At 40.9% G+C, this 17,166-nt stretch carries 14 protein-coding genes and 1 pseudogene; 12 read left to right on the top strand and 3 right to left on the bottom strand.

The window, feature by feature from the left end:
- The first annotated feature begins 14 nt into the window (after positions 1-14).
- Positions 15-2,162 carry a TonB-dependent receptor gene (locus tag C3Y98_RS08785; protein WP_209308776.1) on the top strand — a complete coding sequence of 716 codons (2,148 nt, stop codon included), beginning with the start codon at positions 15-17 and terminating at the stop codon, positions 2,160-2,162.
- Between the two features lie 43 nt (positions 2,163-2,205).
- Positions 2,206-2,901 carry a PepSY-associated TM helix domain-containing protein gene (locus C3Y98_RS08780; protein ID WP_135278230.1) on the top strand — a complete coding sequence of 232 codons (696 nt, stop codon included), beginning with the start codon at positions 2,206-2,208 and terminating at the stop codon, positions 2,899-2,901.
- A 122-nt stretch (positions 2,902-3,023) separates the two neighbouring features.
- Here C3Y98_RS08780 and C3Y98_RS08775 read toward each other — a convergent pair whose 3' ends face one another.
- Positions 3,024-3,392, bottom strand: a complete 369-nt coding sequence (locus C3Y98_RS08775; RefSeq protein ID WP_135278229.1) for an Mth938-like domain-containing protein — start codon at positions 3,390-3,392, stop codon at positions 3,024-3,026.
- A gap of 108 nt (positions 3,393-3,500) precedes the next feature.
- Here C3Y98_RS08775 and C3Y98_RS08770 point away from each other — a divergent pair, with 108 nt between their 5' ends.
- From C3Y98_RS08770 to C3Y98_RS08735, 8 genes and pseudogenes are all read left to right on the top strand, one after another.
- Positions 3,501-4,748 carry a pyridoxal phosphate-dependent aminotransferase gene (locus tag C3Y98_RS08770; protein ID WP_135278228.1) on the top strand — a complete coding sequence of 416 codons (1,248 nt, stop codon included), beginning with the start codon at positions 3,501-3,503 and terminating at the stop codon, positions 4,746-4,748.
- Positions 4,745-6,055 (top strand): homoserine dehydrogenase, encoded by a 1,311-nt coding sequence (locus tag C3Y98_RS08765; protein ID WP_135278227.1) that lies wholly within the window; start codon positions 4,745-4,747, stop codon positions 6,053-6,055. Before C3Y98_RS08770 ends, C3Y98_RS08765 begins: the two co-directional genes overlap by 4 nt.
- Positions 6,056-6,110: 55 nt before the next feature.
- Positions 6,111-7,538, top strand: coding sequence for a threonine synthase (gene thrC, locus C3Y98_RS08760; RefSeq protein ID WP_135278226.1), 1,428 nt, complete (start codon positions 6,111-6,113; stop codon positions 7,536-7,538).
- A 142-nt stretch (positions 7,539-7,680) separates the two neighbouring features.
- Positions 7,681-8,286: pseudogene (gene thyA / locus C3Y98_RS08755) on the top strand (thymidylate synthase); the annotation flags it as partial.
- Between the two features lie 183 nt (positions 8,287-8,469).
- The gene (locus tag C3Y98_RS08750; protein WP_135278225.1) at positions 8,470-9,612 is read left to right on the top strand and encodes a tyrosine-type recombinase/integrase; all 1,143 of its coding nucleotides are present in this window, start codon (positions 8,470-8,472) and stop codon (positions 9,610-9,612) included.
- A complete protein-coding gene (locus C3Y98_RS08745; protein ID WP_135278224.1) occupies positions 9,605-11,470 on the top strand; it encodes a site-specific integrase in 1,866 nt (621 codons plus the stop codon). The genes C3Y98_RS08750 and C3Y98_RS08745 overlap by 8 nt, the downstream gene beginning before the upstream one ends.
- On the top strand, positions 11,463-13,394 hold the full coding sequence (locus C3Y98_RS08740) for a tyrosine-type recombinase/integrase (protein ID WP_167759927.1): 1,932 nt from the start codon (positions 11,463-11,465) through the stop codon (positions 13,392-13,394). The genes C3Y98_RS08745 and C3Y98_RS08740 overlap by 8 nt, the downstream gene beginning before the upstream one ends.
- Positions 13,387-13,890 (top strand): hypothetical protein, encoded by a 504-nt coding sequence (locus tag C3Y98_RS08735; protein WP_135278222.1) that lies wholly within the window; start codon positions 13,387-13,389, stop codon positions 13,888-13,890. Before C3Y98_RS08740 ends, C3Y98_RS08735 begins: the two co-directional genes overlap by 8 nt.
- A gap of 344 nt (positions 13,891-14,234) precedes the next feature.
- Here C3Y98_RS08735 and C3Y98_RS08730 read toward each other — a convergent pair whose 3' ends face one another.
- On the bottom strand, positions 14,235-14,516 hold the full coding sequence (locus tag C3Y98_RS08730; protein ID WP_135278221.1) for a helix-turn-helix domain-containing protein: 282 nt from the start codon (positions 14,514-14,516) through the stop codon (positions 14,235-14,237).
- Between the two features lie 92 nt (positions 14,517-14,608).
- Here C3Y98_RS08730 and C3Y98_RS08725 point away from each other — a divergent pair, with 92 nt between their 5' ends.
- On the top strand, positions 14,609-15,031 hold the full coding sequence (locus tag C3Y98_RS08725; protein WP_135278220.1) for a hypothetical protein: 423 nt from the start codon (positions 14,609-14,611) through the stop codon (positions 15,029-15,031).
- 688 nt (positions 15,032-15,719) lie between these two features.
- Here C3Y98_RS08725 and C3Y98_RS08720 read toward each other — a convergent pair.
- Positions 15,720-16,775, bottom strand: coding sequence for an integron integrase (locus tag C3Y98_RS08720; RefSeq protein ID WP_135278219.1), 1,056 nt, complete (start codon positions 16,773-16,775; stop codon positions 15,720-15,722).
- 130 nt (positions 16,776-16,905) lie between these two features.
- On the opposite strand from C3Y98_RS08720, the gene C3Y98_RS08715 reads away from it, so the two are divergent.
- Positions 16,906-17,139, top strand: a complete 234-nt coding sequence (locus C3Y98_RS08715) for a hypothetical protein (RefSeq protein WP_135276237.1) — start codon at positions 16,906-16,908, stop codon at positions 17,137-17,139.
- The last annotated feature ends 27 nt before the right edge of the window (positions 17,140-17,166 follow it).

Raw genomic sequence — 17,166 nt, 5'->3', positions numbered from 1 at the left:
AAAGGTCTGCTAAATTGAATAAAAAAAATATTTTGCATTTATCCGTTATCTCTACCTTATTGTCTTATTACCCTTTACAGTCAATTGCCGCTGAGTTGGAAATGAAAAATGAATACACAGAGACTTTATCTGAGATCAAGGTAAATGCTAAGGTGGATCCTAATTCACTGCCACCAGCTTATGCTGGCGGTCAGATTGCTAATGGTGGCCGCCTTGGATTGTTGGGAAATACTACATTATTAAATGCGCCGTTCAGCATATCTAGCTACACAAGCGAAATGATAGAAAACCAGCAAGCGATGACTGCAGCAGAGGTGCTTTCCAAAGATGCAGGAGTTAGATCTTCTGGACAAACGGGAGGGTTATTCGATTCCTTTTTTATTCGCGGCTTTCCGATTGGAGAAGGTAATGCAGGTGAAATTGCTTTTGATGGTGTATATGGTGTCGCTCCTAATTATCGAATTTTTACTGACTATGCAGAACGTATTGAGGTGATAAAGGGGCCTGCAGCATTGCTATATGGCATGTCACCGAATAGTGCTGTGGGTGGTGTGATTAACATAGTTCCTAAACGTGCAGCGAATAAAGATTTAACTCGGTTAACTACGTCTTATGCTACAAAATCTCAACTGGGAGGTCATGTAGATATAAGTCGACGTTTAGGTGAAGACCGTCAATTTGGAGTGCGTTTTAATGGGAGTATTTATGAGGGCGATACTCCGCTCGATAATCAATCTAGGGAGGCTTTCGTTGGTGCTTTAGCGTTAGATTACTCTGGAGATCGTTTCAGAGCATCTCTAGATTTGTTAAATCAAAAAGAAGATATCAATGCACCGTCTCGCCCATTTCTAGTGGCAAATGGCGTGGGTTTACCTTCCGCACCCGATGGGCAGCGCAATGTTACACAAAAATGGGAGTATGCCAATGTGCATGACCGATCAGCATTATTAAAGACTGAGTTTGATTTAACCAGCACTACTACCGTGTTTGCAAGTGCTGGCGGAGCGCATACTGATGTTGAGAGAACTTTTGGTACACCAACCATTCTTAATAGAAAAGGCGATACAAGCTCTACACCAGGAAACTTCATATTTAATATACACAGAGCATCTTACGACGCTGGTATCAGAACACAATTCGATTCTGCTGCAATTACCCATGCAGTTACATTACAAACAAGTCTATATGAAGACCGCATAGATCGTGGCTCAAGAAATGGTGCCGCAGTTTTATCGAATCTATATTCGCCAATTAATCAGCCCGATCAAAATATTGCATCACCATCAACGCCTAAATTATCCGAATCTAAACTTCAAGGAGTAGCGCTTGCTGATGCAATGTCGCTGTTAAATGAACGTTTGTTGATCACTTTGGGGGTTAGAAAGCAACAAGTGGAGTCTAAGAATTTCAGTACAAATGGTGCTGTTACCAGCGCATATAAAGACGATGCATTAACACCTTTGGCTGGAATAGTCATTAAGCCTTGGCAACACGTGGCTTTTTATGGAAATTATATCGAAGGGCTTAGTCGCGGTGATATCGCGCCATTAACTGCTACAAACGCTGGTCAGAGTTTCGCACCATATAAAACTAAGCAGCGTGAAGTAGGTGTCAAGATTGATCATGGACGATTTATCAGCACTTTAAGTCTGTTCCAAATCGAGAAACCTAGTGGTCAGTTAACTAACGGTGTGTTTGCTGTTGATGCGGAGCAACGTAACCGAGGTTTGGAGTTCAATATTATCGGTGAGGTTACTCCTGGAGTGAGGCTGTTGAGCGGTGCAACCTTTTTTGATGCTGAACTTACAAAAACCAACAATGTAGCAACACGGGGGAAAACACCTATTGGTGTTCCCTCGTCTCAGGCCAATCTAGGTTTGGAATGGGATACATCTTGGGTGCCAGGATTAACAGTAAATGGGGCGATTACTTTTACTGACAAACAGTATGTTAATCAGGCCAATACTCAGGAGCTAGCATCTTGGACTCGATTTGATTTGGGCGCGCGCTATACAACGGCTATCACAGGGCATGCGACGACTTTACGTGCAAATGTATTAAATGTGTTCGACCGAGATTACTGGTCAGGGGTTGCTTCTTATAGCGGAGTTTCAATAGGGGCTCCCCGCACCCTTATGTTATCTGCAACTGTAGATTTCTAATGTACAAATTAAGACCTATTACCTCGACAGATCTGAGTAACTGATGCAAGCTGATATTAAATTAAAAACTATAAATACAACCACTCACTCAACAAGTTCGCACCGTCCTCTACGTGGGCGCAGTAAGCGTGCTAATTTCTTGATATGGTTGAGGAAAACTCACATCTATCTAGGTTTGTGGGGGGCGCTACTAGGGGTGCTATTTGGCGTCACTGGCATTATCATGAATCATCGCGTAGTGATGAAGTTGCCAGTACAAAAATCTGTACAAAAAGTAATTGAAATGCAATTACCTAATGAAAATTTTGAAACTCCAGAGTTATTGGCAGCATGGATTGCGCAAAAGATGAACTTTAAAGTTTCTCAAGCAGCGTTCATTAAAGTCGAACCTAGCAAAGAGGTGATTTGGAATGATGTTAAAGTCAAACAACCAGAACGTTGGGCTATTAGCCTACACCGGCCAGATAGAGCAATTAATGCAGAATATTTTGCAGGGAGTAAAGTAATTAATTTAGAGAATGCTGACTCCACTATAGTAGGCACGCTTACACGGCTTCATATGGCTGTCGGTGTAAATATAATCTGGGTATTGATTGCAGACTCGATAGCGGCTAGTTTTATCCTGCTCTCCATCACAGGGTTGCTGTTATGGTCTCAAATGCATACTGTAAAGTTAATAACTGTATTATTCAGTGTTACGTCATTGATTACTGCAATATGTGTGTCTTTCTCTATTTAGCTTTTGTGTTGCTGGTAGAGCTGGTTTTTCACTCTAGAGGCTCGTATGCATCATTAATGAGAGGTAAACTTTGCTATCGGCAATATCCACAATGAATCACAGTATACGGATCTGGATATTGTTTAAAGTATAAGTGCAGCGGCAACAAGCCTGCCTTCACTCATTAAGATGTTATAGGTGCGACAGGCCGCTGCTGTAGTCATGCATTCAAGTGCAATTCCATGCTCGGTAAGTATTTGATGGTTCTTTGGGTGCAAAAACAGATGCGTTTTGCCCGTGCCGAGCAGCACCACTTCTGGCTTTAATTTGATTATTTCTTGGAAGTGATTGTTTTCTAACGAGCTCACATTTTCCGCATGCCAATCAAGCACAATCGTCTGTGGCATCACAATTAAGTTTTGCCCATAACGTTGTTTGTTGATCTCTATATAGCTATCGCTATACGCTGTAATCAGGTTGTTATTTTCAGCGGTGGTTAAATGTAACTTCATTGTTGATTTTTGCCTTTATTCTCTGAGGCTTAATTGAATCAAAGCCTCATTCTAATGTAAACTAATGCCTTTCACTAATAAGCTTTTTTAAGCACCAATTCACGCATTATGCAGCCTTTACATAAATCTAATAAACTTAACAATGTCTGTTATGACATTCGCGGCCCTGTACTTCAGCGTGCGCGCGAAATGGAAGAAGACGGCCATCATATCATCAAGCTTAATATTGGCAATCCGGCCTCCTTTGGGTTTGAAGTACCTGAGGAGATTCAGCAGGATGTGATCCGTAACATGGCCAAAGCAGGCGGTTATACCGATAGTAAAGGTCTGTTTGAGCCGCGCAAGTCTATTATGCATTACACACAAAGTAAGCATATCAAAGGCGTAACCGTTGACGATATTTTTATTGGTAATGGCGTGTCTGAGTTGATCGTGATGTCGATGCAGGGCTTGTTGAATAATGGCGACCAGATTTTAGTACCAATGCCAGACTATCCTTTATGGACCGCTGCGGTTACATTGGCAGGTGGTACAGCCCGTCACTATCTGTGTGATGAAGAAACCGGCTGGATGCCGAACCTTAAAGACATCGAGTCAAAAATCACTGCGAATACACGCGGCATTGTAGTAATTAACCCTAACAACCCTACAGGGGCACTCTACCCACGTGAGATTTTAGAAGGTATTGTAGAAATTGCGCGCCATCATGGTTTAGTTATTTTTGCAGATGAAATTTACGATAAAGTCTTATACGATGGTAATGAGCATACTTCGATTGCATCGCTAGCGGATGATGTATTGTTTGTCACGTTCAATGGCTTATCCAAGAATTACCGTACTTGCGGCTACCGTGCAGGTTGGATGATTTTAAGCGGCGAGAAGAAGCATGCTAAGGATTACATTGAAGGCCTGAACATGCTGGCTTCTATGCGCTTGTGTGCCAATGTTCCGGGTCAGTTAGCAATTCAAACCGCATTGGGCGGGTATCAAAGCATTGAAGATTTAGTCGCACCAGAAGGCCGTTTGTGTAAGCAGCGTGATATTGCGTATGAAATGCTTACCGCAATTCCTGGTGTAACCTGTACTAAGCCACAGGCGGCGATGTATCTATTTCCTAGGTTAGACCCCAAAGTCTATCCAATTGAAGATGACCAGAAATTCATTCTCGATTTATTGTTAGAAGAAAAAGTGCTTTTAGTCCAAGGCACTGGATTTAATTGGAAAACACCAGATCATTTCCGCGTAGTGTTCTTACCGAATGTGGATGATTTGACTGAGGCGATTAAACGTATTGCTAGGTTCTTAGAAAATTACAGAAAAAAGCATGAATCAAAATTAGATGGAGCAAAAGCTTGAAACAGTTAAATGTTGGGATATTGGGCTTAGGCACAGTAGGCGGTGGTACATATACAGTATTAAAACGCAATGCATCTGAAATTACGCGCCGTACTGGTGTGGCAATTAATGTGGTACAGGTGGCAGATAGAAATTTAGCCAATGCAAAAGCGTTGGCGACAGATGCAGATGTGACTGATGATGCATTTGCCGTGGTCAATAACCCAGCGGTGGATGTTGTTGTTGAACTGATTGGCGGCTATACCTTAAGCCGTGAGTTGGTGTTAAAAGCGATTGCTAATAAAAAACATGTTGTGACAGCCAATAAGGCACTGATTGCTTTGCACGGCAACGAGATTTTTGCAGCGGCAAAAGCAAATAATGTGATCGTGGCTTTTGAAGCGGCGGTTGCTGGTGGTATCCCAATTATTAAGGCTTTGCGCGAAGGTCTAGGCGCTAATCGTGTTGAGTGGGTGGCTGGTATTATCAATGGTACGACTAACTTTATCCTGACAGAGATGCGTGAAAAAGGTCTGAACTTTGCCGATGTGCTAGGCGAGGCACAGCGCTTAGGCTATGCCGAAGCTGATCCGACTTTTGACGTGGAAGGTATCGATGCCGCGCACAAGCTGACCATTATGTCTGCCATTGCTTTTGGCATGCCGATGAAGTTTGAGCAAGCTTACACTGAAGGCATTACGAAATTAGAGCAGGTGGATATCAAGTACGCAGAAGAACTAGGTTACCGTGTGAAGTTGCTTGGGATTACTAAGCGTACTGACAATGGCGTTGAGTTACGTGTACACCCGACTTTAATTCCAGAGAAACGCTTGGTGGCAAATGTGAATGGCGCCATGAACGCAGTGGTAGTGAAGGGTGATGCAGTTGGCCCAACGCTTTATTACGGTGCCGGCGCGGGCGCAGAGCCTACCGCTAGTGCAGTGGTCGCTGATTTGATGGATGTTGCACGCCTGATTGATGCAACGAGCGCACAGCGTGTACCTTACTTAGCGTTCCAGCCGGAGCAAGTGCAAGATTTAGCGATTTTACCAATTGATGAAGTGCAAAGTGCTTACTATCTACGCTTGCGCGCGAGTGACAAACCGGGTGTACTTGCAGATGTGACTAAAATCTTAGGTGACCGCAGTATCTCTATTGATGCCATGCTGCAAAAAGAGCCAGATGAAAACGAAACAGAAGCAGATATCGTGATTTTGACGCATATCACTGTTGAGAAAAATATGAATGCAGCAATTGCCGCGATCGAAGCGCTTGAGGCGATTACGACTAAAGTCGTGCGTATTCGTATGGAAGAACTTGCAAAATAATGATTAATCGCCATCTTACTATGCACTGTGGGATGACGGACGTATGAGAGATTAAATGAAATACATATCAACACGCGGGCAATCGCCTGCTTTAAGTTTTAGCCAAATTTTATTGGGCGGTTTAGCGCCAGATGGTGGTTTATATCTGCCAGAAACCTATCCGCAATTCACTGACGCTGATTTAACCGCAATGCGTGGTTTGTCTTATGCTGACTTGGCGTTTGCAATCTTGTCGCGCTTTGTTGATGACATTCCTGCGGCTGATTTAAAAGCGATTATTGATAAAACTTACCGTGCTGATGTGTACGCATTTACCCGTGCTGGCCAGAACGCTGCGGATATTACGCCAACGCTGAAGCTTGAAGATAACCTATATTTGCTTAGCCTTTCTAATGGCCCTACATTAGCGTTTAAAGACATGGCAATGCAGTTGTTGGGTAACTTGTTTGAGTATGTGTTAACCAAGGAAGGCAAAACCACCAATATCTTAGGTGCAACTTCTGGTGATACCGGCTCAGCAGCTGAATACGCGATGCGCGGTAAAAAAGGCATACGTGTATTTATGCTGTCACCGCATAAGAAAATGAGCCGCTTCCAAACTGCACAGATGTTCAGCTTGCAAGATGACAATATCTACAATATCGCAGTGAACGGTGTGTTTGATGACTGCCAAGATATGGTGAAAGCGGTATCGAATGACGCAGAGTTTAAAGCACAATACAAAATCGGCGCAGTGAACTCCATCAACTGGGGCCGTATCGTGGCGCAAGTGGTTTACTACTTCAAAGGCTACTTTGCGGTTACGCAAAATAACAGTCAAAAAGTTAGCTTCTCTGTGCCGTCAGGCAATTTTGGTAACGTATGTGCCGGTCACATTGCACGTATGATGGGTTTGCCAATTGATAAGCTGGTAGTCGCTACTAATGAGAACGATGTATTAGACGAGTTCTTCAAAACTGGCGTGTATAGCCCACGTGGTTCAGCGAATACTTACCACACCTCAAGTCCTTCTATGGATATCAGCAAAGCCTCTAATTTTGAGCGCTTTGTGTTTGATTTAGTCGGGCGCGATAGCGATAAAACGCGTGCGCTTTGGACGCAAGTCGACAGCGGTAACAGCTTTGATTTGAATGCCGACGGATATTTTGCAAAAATTGCAGACTATGGCTTTGTGTCAGGCAGTAGTAACCATGCGCATCGTATGCAAACCATCCGTGAAACTAAAGCCAAATATGAGGTGGTAATTGATACGCACACTGCAGATGGCCTTAAAGTTGCACTAGCGCATTTAGATGCACAGACACCGATGGTGGTGTTAGAGACTGCATTGCCAGCCAAATTTGAAGACGCTATCGTGGAAGCACTAGGACAAGCATCAGAGCGCCCAGCCGCTTTGAATGGCATTGAATCTTTACCGCAAAAATTTACTGTGATGGATGCTAGTGCAGCAGATATCAAAACCTTTATCGCTAACAACACTTAAATAAACAGCCACATTCATCATGTATGAATGTGGCTGTTTATAAATGAGCTAATGCCTGCTATCGCCGTGCAGCTTTAGGCAATAAAAGTAATAAGTTTTTAATTGGGACAAACATGACGACAGCTTGGGTGGTAAGTTAAGAATGAAACAATATATCGACTTAGTGCAGCATGTGCTCAACCATGGTAATAAAAAAGAAGACCGCACCGGTACAGGTACCGTTTCTGTATTTGGCTACCAAATGCGTTTTAATTTGGCAGAAGGCTTTCCCTTACTGACCACCAAAAAAGTACATTTAAAATCCATTATTCATGAACTGCTGTGGTTCCTGCAAGGCAGTACCAATATTGCGTATTTAAAAGAAAATGGCGTACGCATCTGGGATGAGTGGGCAGATGAAAATGGCAACCTAGGCCCAGTGTATGGCTACCAATGGCGTAATTGGCCTAAACCAGATGGCACGCACATTGACCAGATTACGCAGGTGGTGAATGCAATTAGGAACAATCCAGACTCACGCCGCTTAATCGTTTCAGCATGGAACGTAGCGGATGTGGATCAGATGAAACTGCCGCCGTGCCATGCCTTCTTCCAGTTCTATGTGGCTCCGGCTGCGCCAGATGATGCTGACCAACGCTCTAAGCTCAGTTGCCAACTTTATCAACGCAGTGCAGACATATTCCTTTTTATCTACCGTAGTAATTTTGTACAATACATTAATAAATTTCTGACAGACGTTTCAGGATTACTGAATCGTTTCACAACCAATCCTATCCCCCATCTCTCTTAGCTTAGCCCTTCAGAGTTTTTAGTAGTTCTCTCTAAAGATAAGTTAAGTTAATATTCTTCTTCAGTTCTATCCCTTAAACTTAAGGGATGAGTGCGTTGCAATTGTGTAATTCATCAACAACTTTCCTTACAGAGGTGCTAGATGATTCTCCACTATTCATTTGAGGATACAAATTGTCCTTATCTGTTCTTAGACAATTCTGAGCAGATTGCAGAGCTTCCTACTGACTTCATCAACTTCTTAGCCTTATCTCCCAAAAATAGAGCTCAGGGCACTATCAAACTCTACGCCGGTAGACTTAAAGATTTCTGCGTTTTTTTAGAGTTGCACCCTGTTTACGGTCAAGTGAAAATAGATCAAGCTATTCGTTCATTGAAAATGATAGTGATCGATGAGTTTTATCGATATCTAATCACTAGTGGGCTTGGTGCATCTACGGTACGAGGATGTGAAGTTGTAGTTAAATTATTGGCGGAATGGTTGACTACAGAGTTTGCGGGTCGAGTTCATGAAAAGTCTTTATACCATAACGTGTCTTATCGGACTCCAACACCGTACAATCGGATGCCAAGATATTTGGTGCCAGATGAAATAATACAACTGTCCTGCGGATTGCATTGGGAGATTCAGCGTTTAATAATTCATTTCATTTACGATACAGGAGTTAGAGTTGAGGAAGTAACTAGAATACTCAAGAGTGACATTCCAAGTACCGACAATTGTTTGGAAGGACAGGAGTATTTTGCAATCTTGATACGGGGTGTCAAGGGCCGAGGTGGAGTTGAAAAAGATCGATATACAATCATTTCAAGACCAGTCATTGCTCGACTTAATAGATATTTCAAAACTCGAACCTACATGTATGCAGACAAATGGGCAGAAGACGCAAAGCCCGCACTCCTCAATGTCTATGGTGAAAAACTAACAAAAATAGCAATTCAGAAATTTATTTCCGATGCGGCTAAAAGATGTGGAATTAAAAAGAAAGTATCGGCACATAGATTGCGACACGGTACTGCTTATTCTGTTTTAAAAAACAGATCAGACGGCAATTTTTTAGACAGCTTGTTACTTGTACAAAAAATGCTTGGCCATGCAGATATTAAAACTACCGAAATTTACACACATATCCCAGCCCCCGTTTTGCAGCAGCAAATACAAGTATATGGCAAGGCCGGGGTATTAATGACTAGGGTTGAAGAGTCAGAGCGCATTTTTGAGAGTACCTACTTGAAGGAGCGGGAATTGCCACCTCTAAAAAAGATTGGCCTGAAAAATGAGTGATATCTTCAATATACATTTGTTTGATATCAATAGTTATGGTTTGCCCCCTGAGCCAACACAAGAAGAACCATTCGCCCAGATTCTATGGCTATTTAATTGTCGCCGAGACAGGGCCTCATCTAAAGACAGAAAATCAGCATACATCGCAGCTAGAAATCGAATAGTTATTTATTTACAGAGTATTCACGGTAATAAACCGTTTCTGCTAAAAGAGCATATTGATGAGTTTTTTTTGGTTAGATTGAAACAAACGTTAGCAATACATGGCAACGTAGCAAAAGATTTACCCAAACTAAAATCCCATACATTAGTAGGATTTTTAAGTTCAGTTCGTCAGGTGATGTTAGATGCTATTTCGTATCAATTGCTTTCTTGTGAATTTATGCAAAATTCTAGTTTGGGTGCATCTCAACGGGAAACGGAGGTACATACAGACTATTCAGATAATGAACTCGACCAGATATTAAACGCATTGAGTAATGAAATGCGATTAGTTCACAAAATTATCTCTGGATATCAACCCCTTAAACCGGGTGTCGGCAGAGATCCAAGAATTAGATCTGCAGCAGATCCTAATGCGCAATATTTTGATCCAGGATATGGGTGGAAGGTAATTGAGAATCTCCAATGGTATTTCGAGAATGTAATGGAATCAAAGCCAAGCTTTGGAAGCTGTTGTAATTTAGATAAATCGCATAATAAATTTTATCACCATGCAAGTTGTACTCACGGCGGTATCAAGAACGTTTATAAGAGTTGGGGCGTAGTATCAATTGTTAGTAGCGAGTTAATTATGCCAATTGTAATCAATTTAGTTTATTTAACAGGGTTAAATCCAACTTCATTGCTTGCTTTGAGCACAGATGCTTACCAGGATGAGCATGAACTAACAGGCATGCCCTATCTAGTCTTCGAAAAGAAAAGATCTGGAGGAGATCTGGAACTTCATTTGTCGTTACTAGACAGCAATAGTGAAATCCCCTTGAAGCGGAAACAAGCAATCAATGTGAAACGTGCATTTGATTTGCTTATAACACTTACAAAAAATATGCGAGATGGTCTTGATGAGGGTGATCCACTTAAACGCAAGCTACTTATTTATGAATCAGGGAGTCGTGTAAGCTGGAGTAAGCCAATTCAACTTACTCCGGCAACCACTTCACTGTGGTGCAGAGCAATTGCAGAAAAATATGACATGCGAAATGATGCAGGAGGAAGGCTTGATTTTAATCTTGTGCGCTTTCGGTCAACTAAACTTACCAGTATGGCACTTGAAGGTCGGGATCTTTTCGAAATTCAGCAAGTTGCCCGCCATAAAAATATTTCGACAACGCTTTCATATGTAAATCGAAACAAAGTTGATATTCACATAAGGGGTGAAGTTCTAGAGGCACTACAAAAAATTAGAGAAAACAGAATCACATTTACATCGGATTGTAATTCTACCAAAGAGGATTTAAATAGTGAGAAGCCAGTTAAATTCTATAAAGGGTTGATTTCCGACTGCAAAAATACATTCGACCCACCTGAATGGGTTAAAAAATCGCAAGATTATGTCGAAGGAGCACCCTGCGTCAGATTTAATATGTGTCTGTTTTGTAAAAATGTTATTGTTCTCAGGCAGCATTTACCTGTATTGGCAGCATATCGTGCTCAGCTATTGAGTATTCAACAAAATAATATTCAAAATCTCCCTAATGCGGAGCACTACGATAAAACATTAGAACTACTGAATCAATTGTTTGATTCTGACAAAAGCGAGTTCAGTGCTAGTGATATTGAGTGGGCAATTGAGCTTTCCGAAACCATCGATGTAATTGTTGATCCTCTTATTTATCATGGAGTGGAACATGATTGAAATTTCTCCAATCATTGACGTTCAGGCTGTTATGAGTGGTAAGTTTGTGTTCGATGAAAACTTCCAGATTACCAAAAAATCAACGTTTGGTAGTAGATTTTGGGATTTCTATGATGAAGCTCTGATTCGACAAACCTCTACGCCTAAAACACGACTTCAAATTGACTGGGATAATTATATTGGGGGGAATTCCGAGCAAGAGCTTTATATCTTACCGGATCAAATGATCTACGAATTGAAGGTGTTTACAGCGATTTATTATTTAGTCCCGGGGGTGTTCAGTACCACATCTAAGGGGGTGAAGCCTCAGACTGTAGTAGTTGCATTTAGAGCATTAGCCCGCCTTTTCTCTGCTATCTATAGGGAAAGTATCTTACTTAAACTCTCTAGTACGTCCTCATTGACGCATATTCAATCTATAACTGATATTACTTTAATTGATATTAAAAGGGCCTTGACTGACTCTGTATTCAGAGATGGGTCTTCGTTAAAAAGAGGCCTGATGTACTTAGCTACAGGAGTAATTTCTAGATGTTTTGGAAAATCAGTTAAATGGAAATGGGCTGAAGTAATGGCGCTGGATTTCAAGTATGCCAAGAAACGACCTGAATACAATCCGGTCATGCCGAATGAATTATTCAGATTTCTTTCTAATCGTGCATGTTCCGATGTTCGAGGTTTTTTAAAATGGCGAGGTATCGAATCCGAGGATAGTTTAGAAATAGATATCCAAAATTACAAAGTATTTGAGATACCGAATGGCGCAGAAATGTTCGAGGATTATGTGAGGATTCGTACTCTAGATCGAAACATCGCACATGAGTTGAAAGTTAAACCGCACTACGGCACGCTCGAGCTAAGAAGACAATTCAAAGAAAAATATGGGTTATATTTGAGTGATGTGCTCGATTACTTATATAACGTTCAGACAGCGGCTTATACCGTTATTGGTCTGTATACAGGAGCCAGGTATAGCGATTTAACGACTTTTCAATTAGGCTGTATTACGAAACATCATGGTGTATATGTGCTTAAGGGTACACACGTAAAGGGCGAGGATGACAGCAAGATAGAAGGCAAAGACTTGTGGCCTGCCATACCTATTATGCGCGATGCATTAAAGTGTCTGGAGGAGATATCTAAGGTAACATTCAATCATTTCTTAATTTCAGGGAGGGAAACTGTCCCTATTGGTGTTAACCCTAAACCAATGACTCTTACTGGATTAGCTGGAGCAATAAACAATTATTTGAGGAATATCGATACATCAAAAAGATGGAGTGAATGGGTAATTAATTTACATCAGCTCAGGCATACATTAGCAAACCAATTAGCAAGGGCCGATGTTGGTTTAATGTTTATTGCACATCAAATGAAGCACCTTTACACAGCCTTAAATGCATTGCCTCCATCAGTAACCTTAATGTATGGGAACATTGCAGATATTTCGACTCAACGAGCCATGAGAACATCTAATGCATATTTGGAGGCTGCGCAATCCTTGTATGACCCAAATATGCCGGTGTCTGGAGGTGGCGCACAAGAGTTTAGAGAGCGCCGTAAGATATATTTTGAAGGTATGGCCGCACAAGGATGGAGCACTGAAGAGGTCATAAAGCATCTGGCGAAACAGGGTTTGCCATTTGCCAGTGTAGGTACAGGTTATTGTGGTGGTCGGAGAGATAGGCTGTTGAAGGATGGTACACGAGAGTTAAGTCCTTGTATTGGATCTCTGCAATGTAATCCAGGAAGATGTCATCAGGCGGTGATTACCAAAACTCACTTGCCGCAATGGAAAAAAATCCTAGAGCATAATTTAACAATGGTTGCTGATGAAGCAATGGCGTATGCTAAAGATGTTCATTTGGCTGCAGCGGAAGAAGCCACACAGGTGATTAAAGGTTTAGGTGAAGAGATTGAGTAAACCTAAGAAAATGTCTAATTTACCTCAAGCACTTGAGGAAAAAAATCAACAAGATTTTCATGAAGTTACAAACAGGATTCGGGATGCAATAGAAAAGATAAGATTAAACCCTAAATGCAAACCTACACAGTCAGTTTTAGCTAAGCTGGCTTTAGTAAATCGAGGAACAATTAATAACAGAAAGTGGCCCTTAGATGAGCTTAAGAAAATAAAGGTTAATAGGAAGGAGGCTAATCTTGATGATGTTAGTGTCAAGCATATCAAGCCCAATGGGCAAAAGGATTTGAGTTTTGAAGAGCGTCTCTATTTAAATAGAGAAGAGTTAAGAGTTTGGAAGGTGAAGGCAGATAAGGAGGGGCAAAAAGTAGCCCAACTTGAAGCTATAATCAAAACGCAGCAAGCGCAAATTGAGCTTCTAAAGTCTGAAGCTAGAAGATTGGCTGACATCATAATGGAAAACAAAGTTATAGCTATCAAGTTTCCATATCAAAAATAAGAGAGCAGATAAATCTAAGTGTATGTTTGAACTGTCATTGGTTTACTAGGCACCTTTAAGCCGTATTTACCCCGTACAACTTATTTTTGCAGGAGTAGTTTAAGAAACTTTTGCTAAAGCAAGGGAACTTCACACCTCTCTCTGCATTTCTTCTAGACCTCCATAGCTATGAAATTGAATTCTTTTCATATTCGGCTTGCTATCTTTTAAATATTCACAGATTTACGTAGCCAGAAGCCTAGATCTATTCCGGGCATAGTTGTGGATTTGTATAGGTCGTGTTTTTACGTTAGTAATAATTGAAATCCGTAATCTGATTGAATAGTAAATTTCGAATACATTTTTCACACATGCATTTGAGCCAACTCTTCAGACACCACTTTAAATAGTTCTGTGGTGTCTAGGTCGTTTCTTCCGATCATATATGCCAGAGTAATTAGCGATAGAGGATGTAATCCTATTACGCTGGCCAAATCTTCAATTTTATCCAACGTTGGGTTTTTCAGCCCCCGTTCAAGTGAGCTTACATAAGTGCGGCTAGAAATATTAGAAAAGTCTTCTTGTGTTAGTTTATTGGCTGTTCTAGCTTGTTTTAATGCTATCGCAAATGCATCTTTAATATCCATATAAAGGCCCAGTTATTTAGACCTCCATCTAGCCAAATCGAACACTAAAGGACTACAATCTATAGTGTTCATTTTATTGTTTCTGGATATTTATGTTCCAAACTATTGATAGCGCTAAATTACCTTTACAGTGGAAAGGTACTGGCGAAAGTTTATGGAGTTATGCTGAATTAATGGTTAATGCCCTTTGGTTTTATGCTGACTGTAAATTCATGGATGGACTTGATACGATATCGTCTACTTTCTTATTATCCAGATCATCCCAAATTAGTGATTTATTAAATCAACCAAAAATAACTATTAGGTCAATATATTTAGTATCCCCTCCATACATTAATAGAACTGCGTCGTGGAGTATGAATCCTTTAGTGAAGCTAAGCGTTGGGCGACTTAAAAATGAAGAGAGTGAAAGTAATATTGAAATCTATGAGTTAGCCGACGGCAGCAAATATTATTCAAGCTATGGAGTACAAAGCGATGAGGGAATCACTAATATAAAAGTTTTATATAGTTAATAAATTTAAAGTTCAGAAATACTCAAATACTGAATCGCCACTAGTTTACTAGACGCCTTTGAGACGTAATAATGGCAACTAATTAAACACGATTAACTGAAAAAATGAATAACCCACTTTTTTTAGTATTCATGGGATTTGGACTGGTTATCCTGTTCATAGCCAGTGCGTACTTGATATACCTGAAATGCTCAAAGAAGAAATCATGAAACAAAGCGGCTGATGATTCTAAGTAGGAAAATAGGCGAGGAACCAGTGGTACGCAGCTGCCGTTAGGCGACCTCGCTGAGCTGCGCTTCTCACGAAAGCTAAGTACCTTCTTTCGCTGTCCTGCTAATTCTAAGCCTCAAGGAGTTAGGGGAGCCGACACTTGAGTCATTGTACCAAATTAAACATGAATTTTTGGTATTATAAGAAAGCTCCGATAACATATTCTGTAGCGCAAGTGTCTAGAAGATCTGATTTGAGGATGAAATAAGAGAGCTTTTTCCATGTAAAAGTCTGTAGTGAGTATTCCAGTCAAAAGAGCCCCTTATAATTATCTGAACTATGCAAATTAAAGTGATTTATAAAGTACTTTTAACGTCGCCGAAGCGGGACAAAGTTGCCGCTAAGTTTAAGTTTCTCCGTTGAATTCAAGACCCAAAGCGGACATTAAACTTAATATCCGCTTGGACTAGTTTTAGCATTAAAGTTTATCAAAAGGACTGGTGACTAATTTTGTTGCCTCAATTACATGGGTGTAAATCATCGTGGTTTGTAAGCTACGATGCCCCAATAGCAATTGAATCGTCCTAATATCGGTACCAGAACTTAAAAGATGCGTAGCAAACGAATGACGCAGTGTATGCACTGAAGCGTGCTTATGGATGTTAGCCTGCTTTAAAGCCACCTTAAATGCTTTTTGAATCGTACTATCTGACATATGCCAGCGTACCTTCATCTTCCCATCGCTCCATAAACGTAAAACACTAGATGGGAACACATATTGCCAAGCCAGCGAACGTGAAGCTGTAGGATACTTTTTATACAAAGCACCTGGCATTGCAGCAAACCCAGCCCCACGATTCAAATCAGACTGATGCAACTGAGCTACTTTAAGTAAATGTTTTTTTAGCGGAGCAATTAATTGTCTGGGCAGTAGAGTAGTGCGATCCTTACCTCCTTTACCATCTCTTACACTCAGTGATCCTGTCACAAAATCCAAATCCTTTACTCTCAGCCCCATGCATTCATTTACTCTTAGACCTGCACCATAAATCAATTGTGCAATCAACTGACAAGTCCCACTCATCACTTCTAAGCATGCTTTAACTTCGGACACATTCAGCACCACAGGTACACGATGACGCTGCTGTACACGACTCAAGCCCTTCATTTGTCCTAAAGGCTTATCTAATACTTCCTGATATAAGAAAACCAAGGCATTTAATGCCTGTGTTTGGGTGGAGGCCGAGCATGATCGATGAAACGCAAGATGATTCAGAAACGATTCGACTTCTGGAATTCCCATTGAATCAGGATGGCGTTTTTGATGGAAAAAGATAAAGCGTTTAATCCAGTGGATATAAGCTTCTTCAGTTCTAAAACTAAAATGTCGTCGACGGCAGATGGTTGAAACACGCTCTAATAAACGAGGTGGTTGGCTAACTGAAAGTGGTTGACCCCATAAGCTTAACTCCGATAGTGGTGATGAAAAAGGTAATAGTTTACAATCAGAAAAACAAGACTGATGCGTCTCTATATTAATATTTCAATATAGAGACCGAGAAACAATAAAACCAAGAAAAGACAGGGGATTGCAGCCATGTTCCACGAACATTCAATTATTAATATACGGACCCATGGGTCTCTATATTAACTGTTAGGCATTAATGTTTAAGTATCAAGATGGCTCAGAAATTTTGATTGGTGATTCCGTCATGTTTGAGAATGGGAAAACCATTGGTATTGTTGAGCTAATTGCAGTTTCTGAAGCAGATATTAAAAGCATCAATGTAAATGAGGCTGGCATCATGTTGAAATCTGAGCCTTTTGGTTTAGTGTATTTAAGTGAGCATTGGTTAAAAAATGACCCTTTACTATTCTTATCGCATGCACCAGCCTAACCCATCAGTCAAGCGGGACTGGCGAAA

The organism is Methylotenera oryzisoli (assembly GCF_004661485.1).
Lineage (GTDB): Bacteria > Pseudomonadota > Gammaproteobacteria > Burkholderiales > Methylophilaceae > Methylotenera > Methylotenera oryzisoli.
The sequence above is the reverse complement of the archived record's forward strand: the minus strand, read 5'-3'. Positions and strand labels throughout refer to the sequence as shown.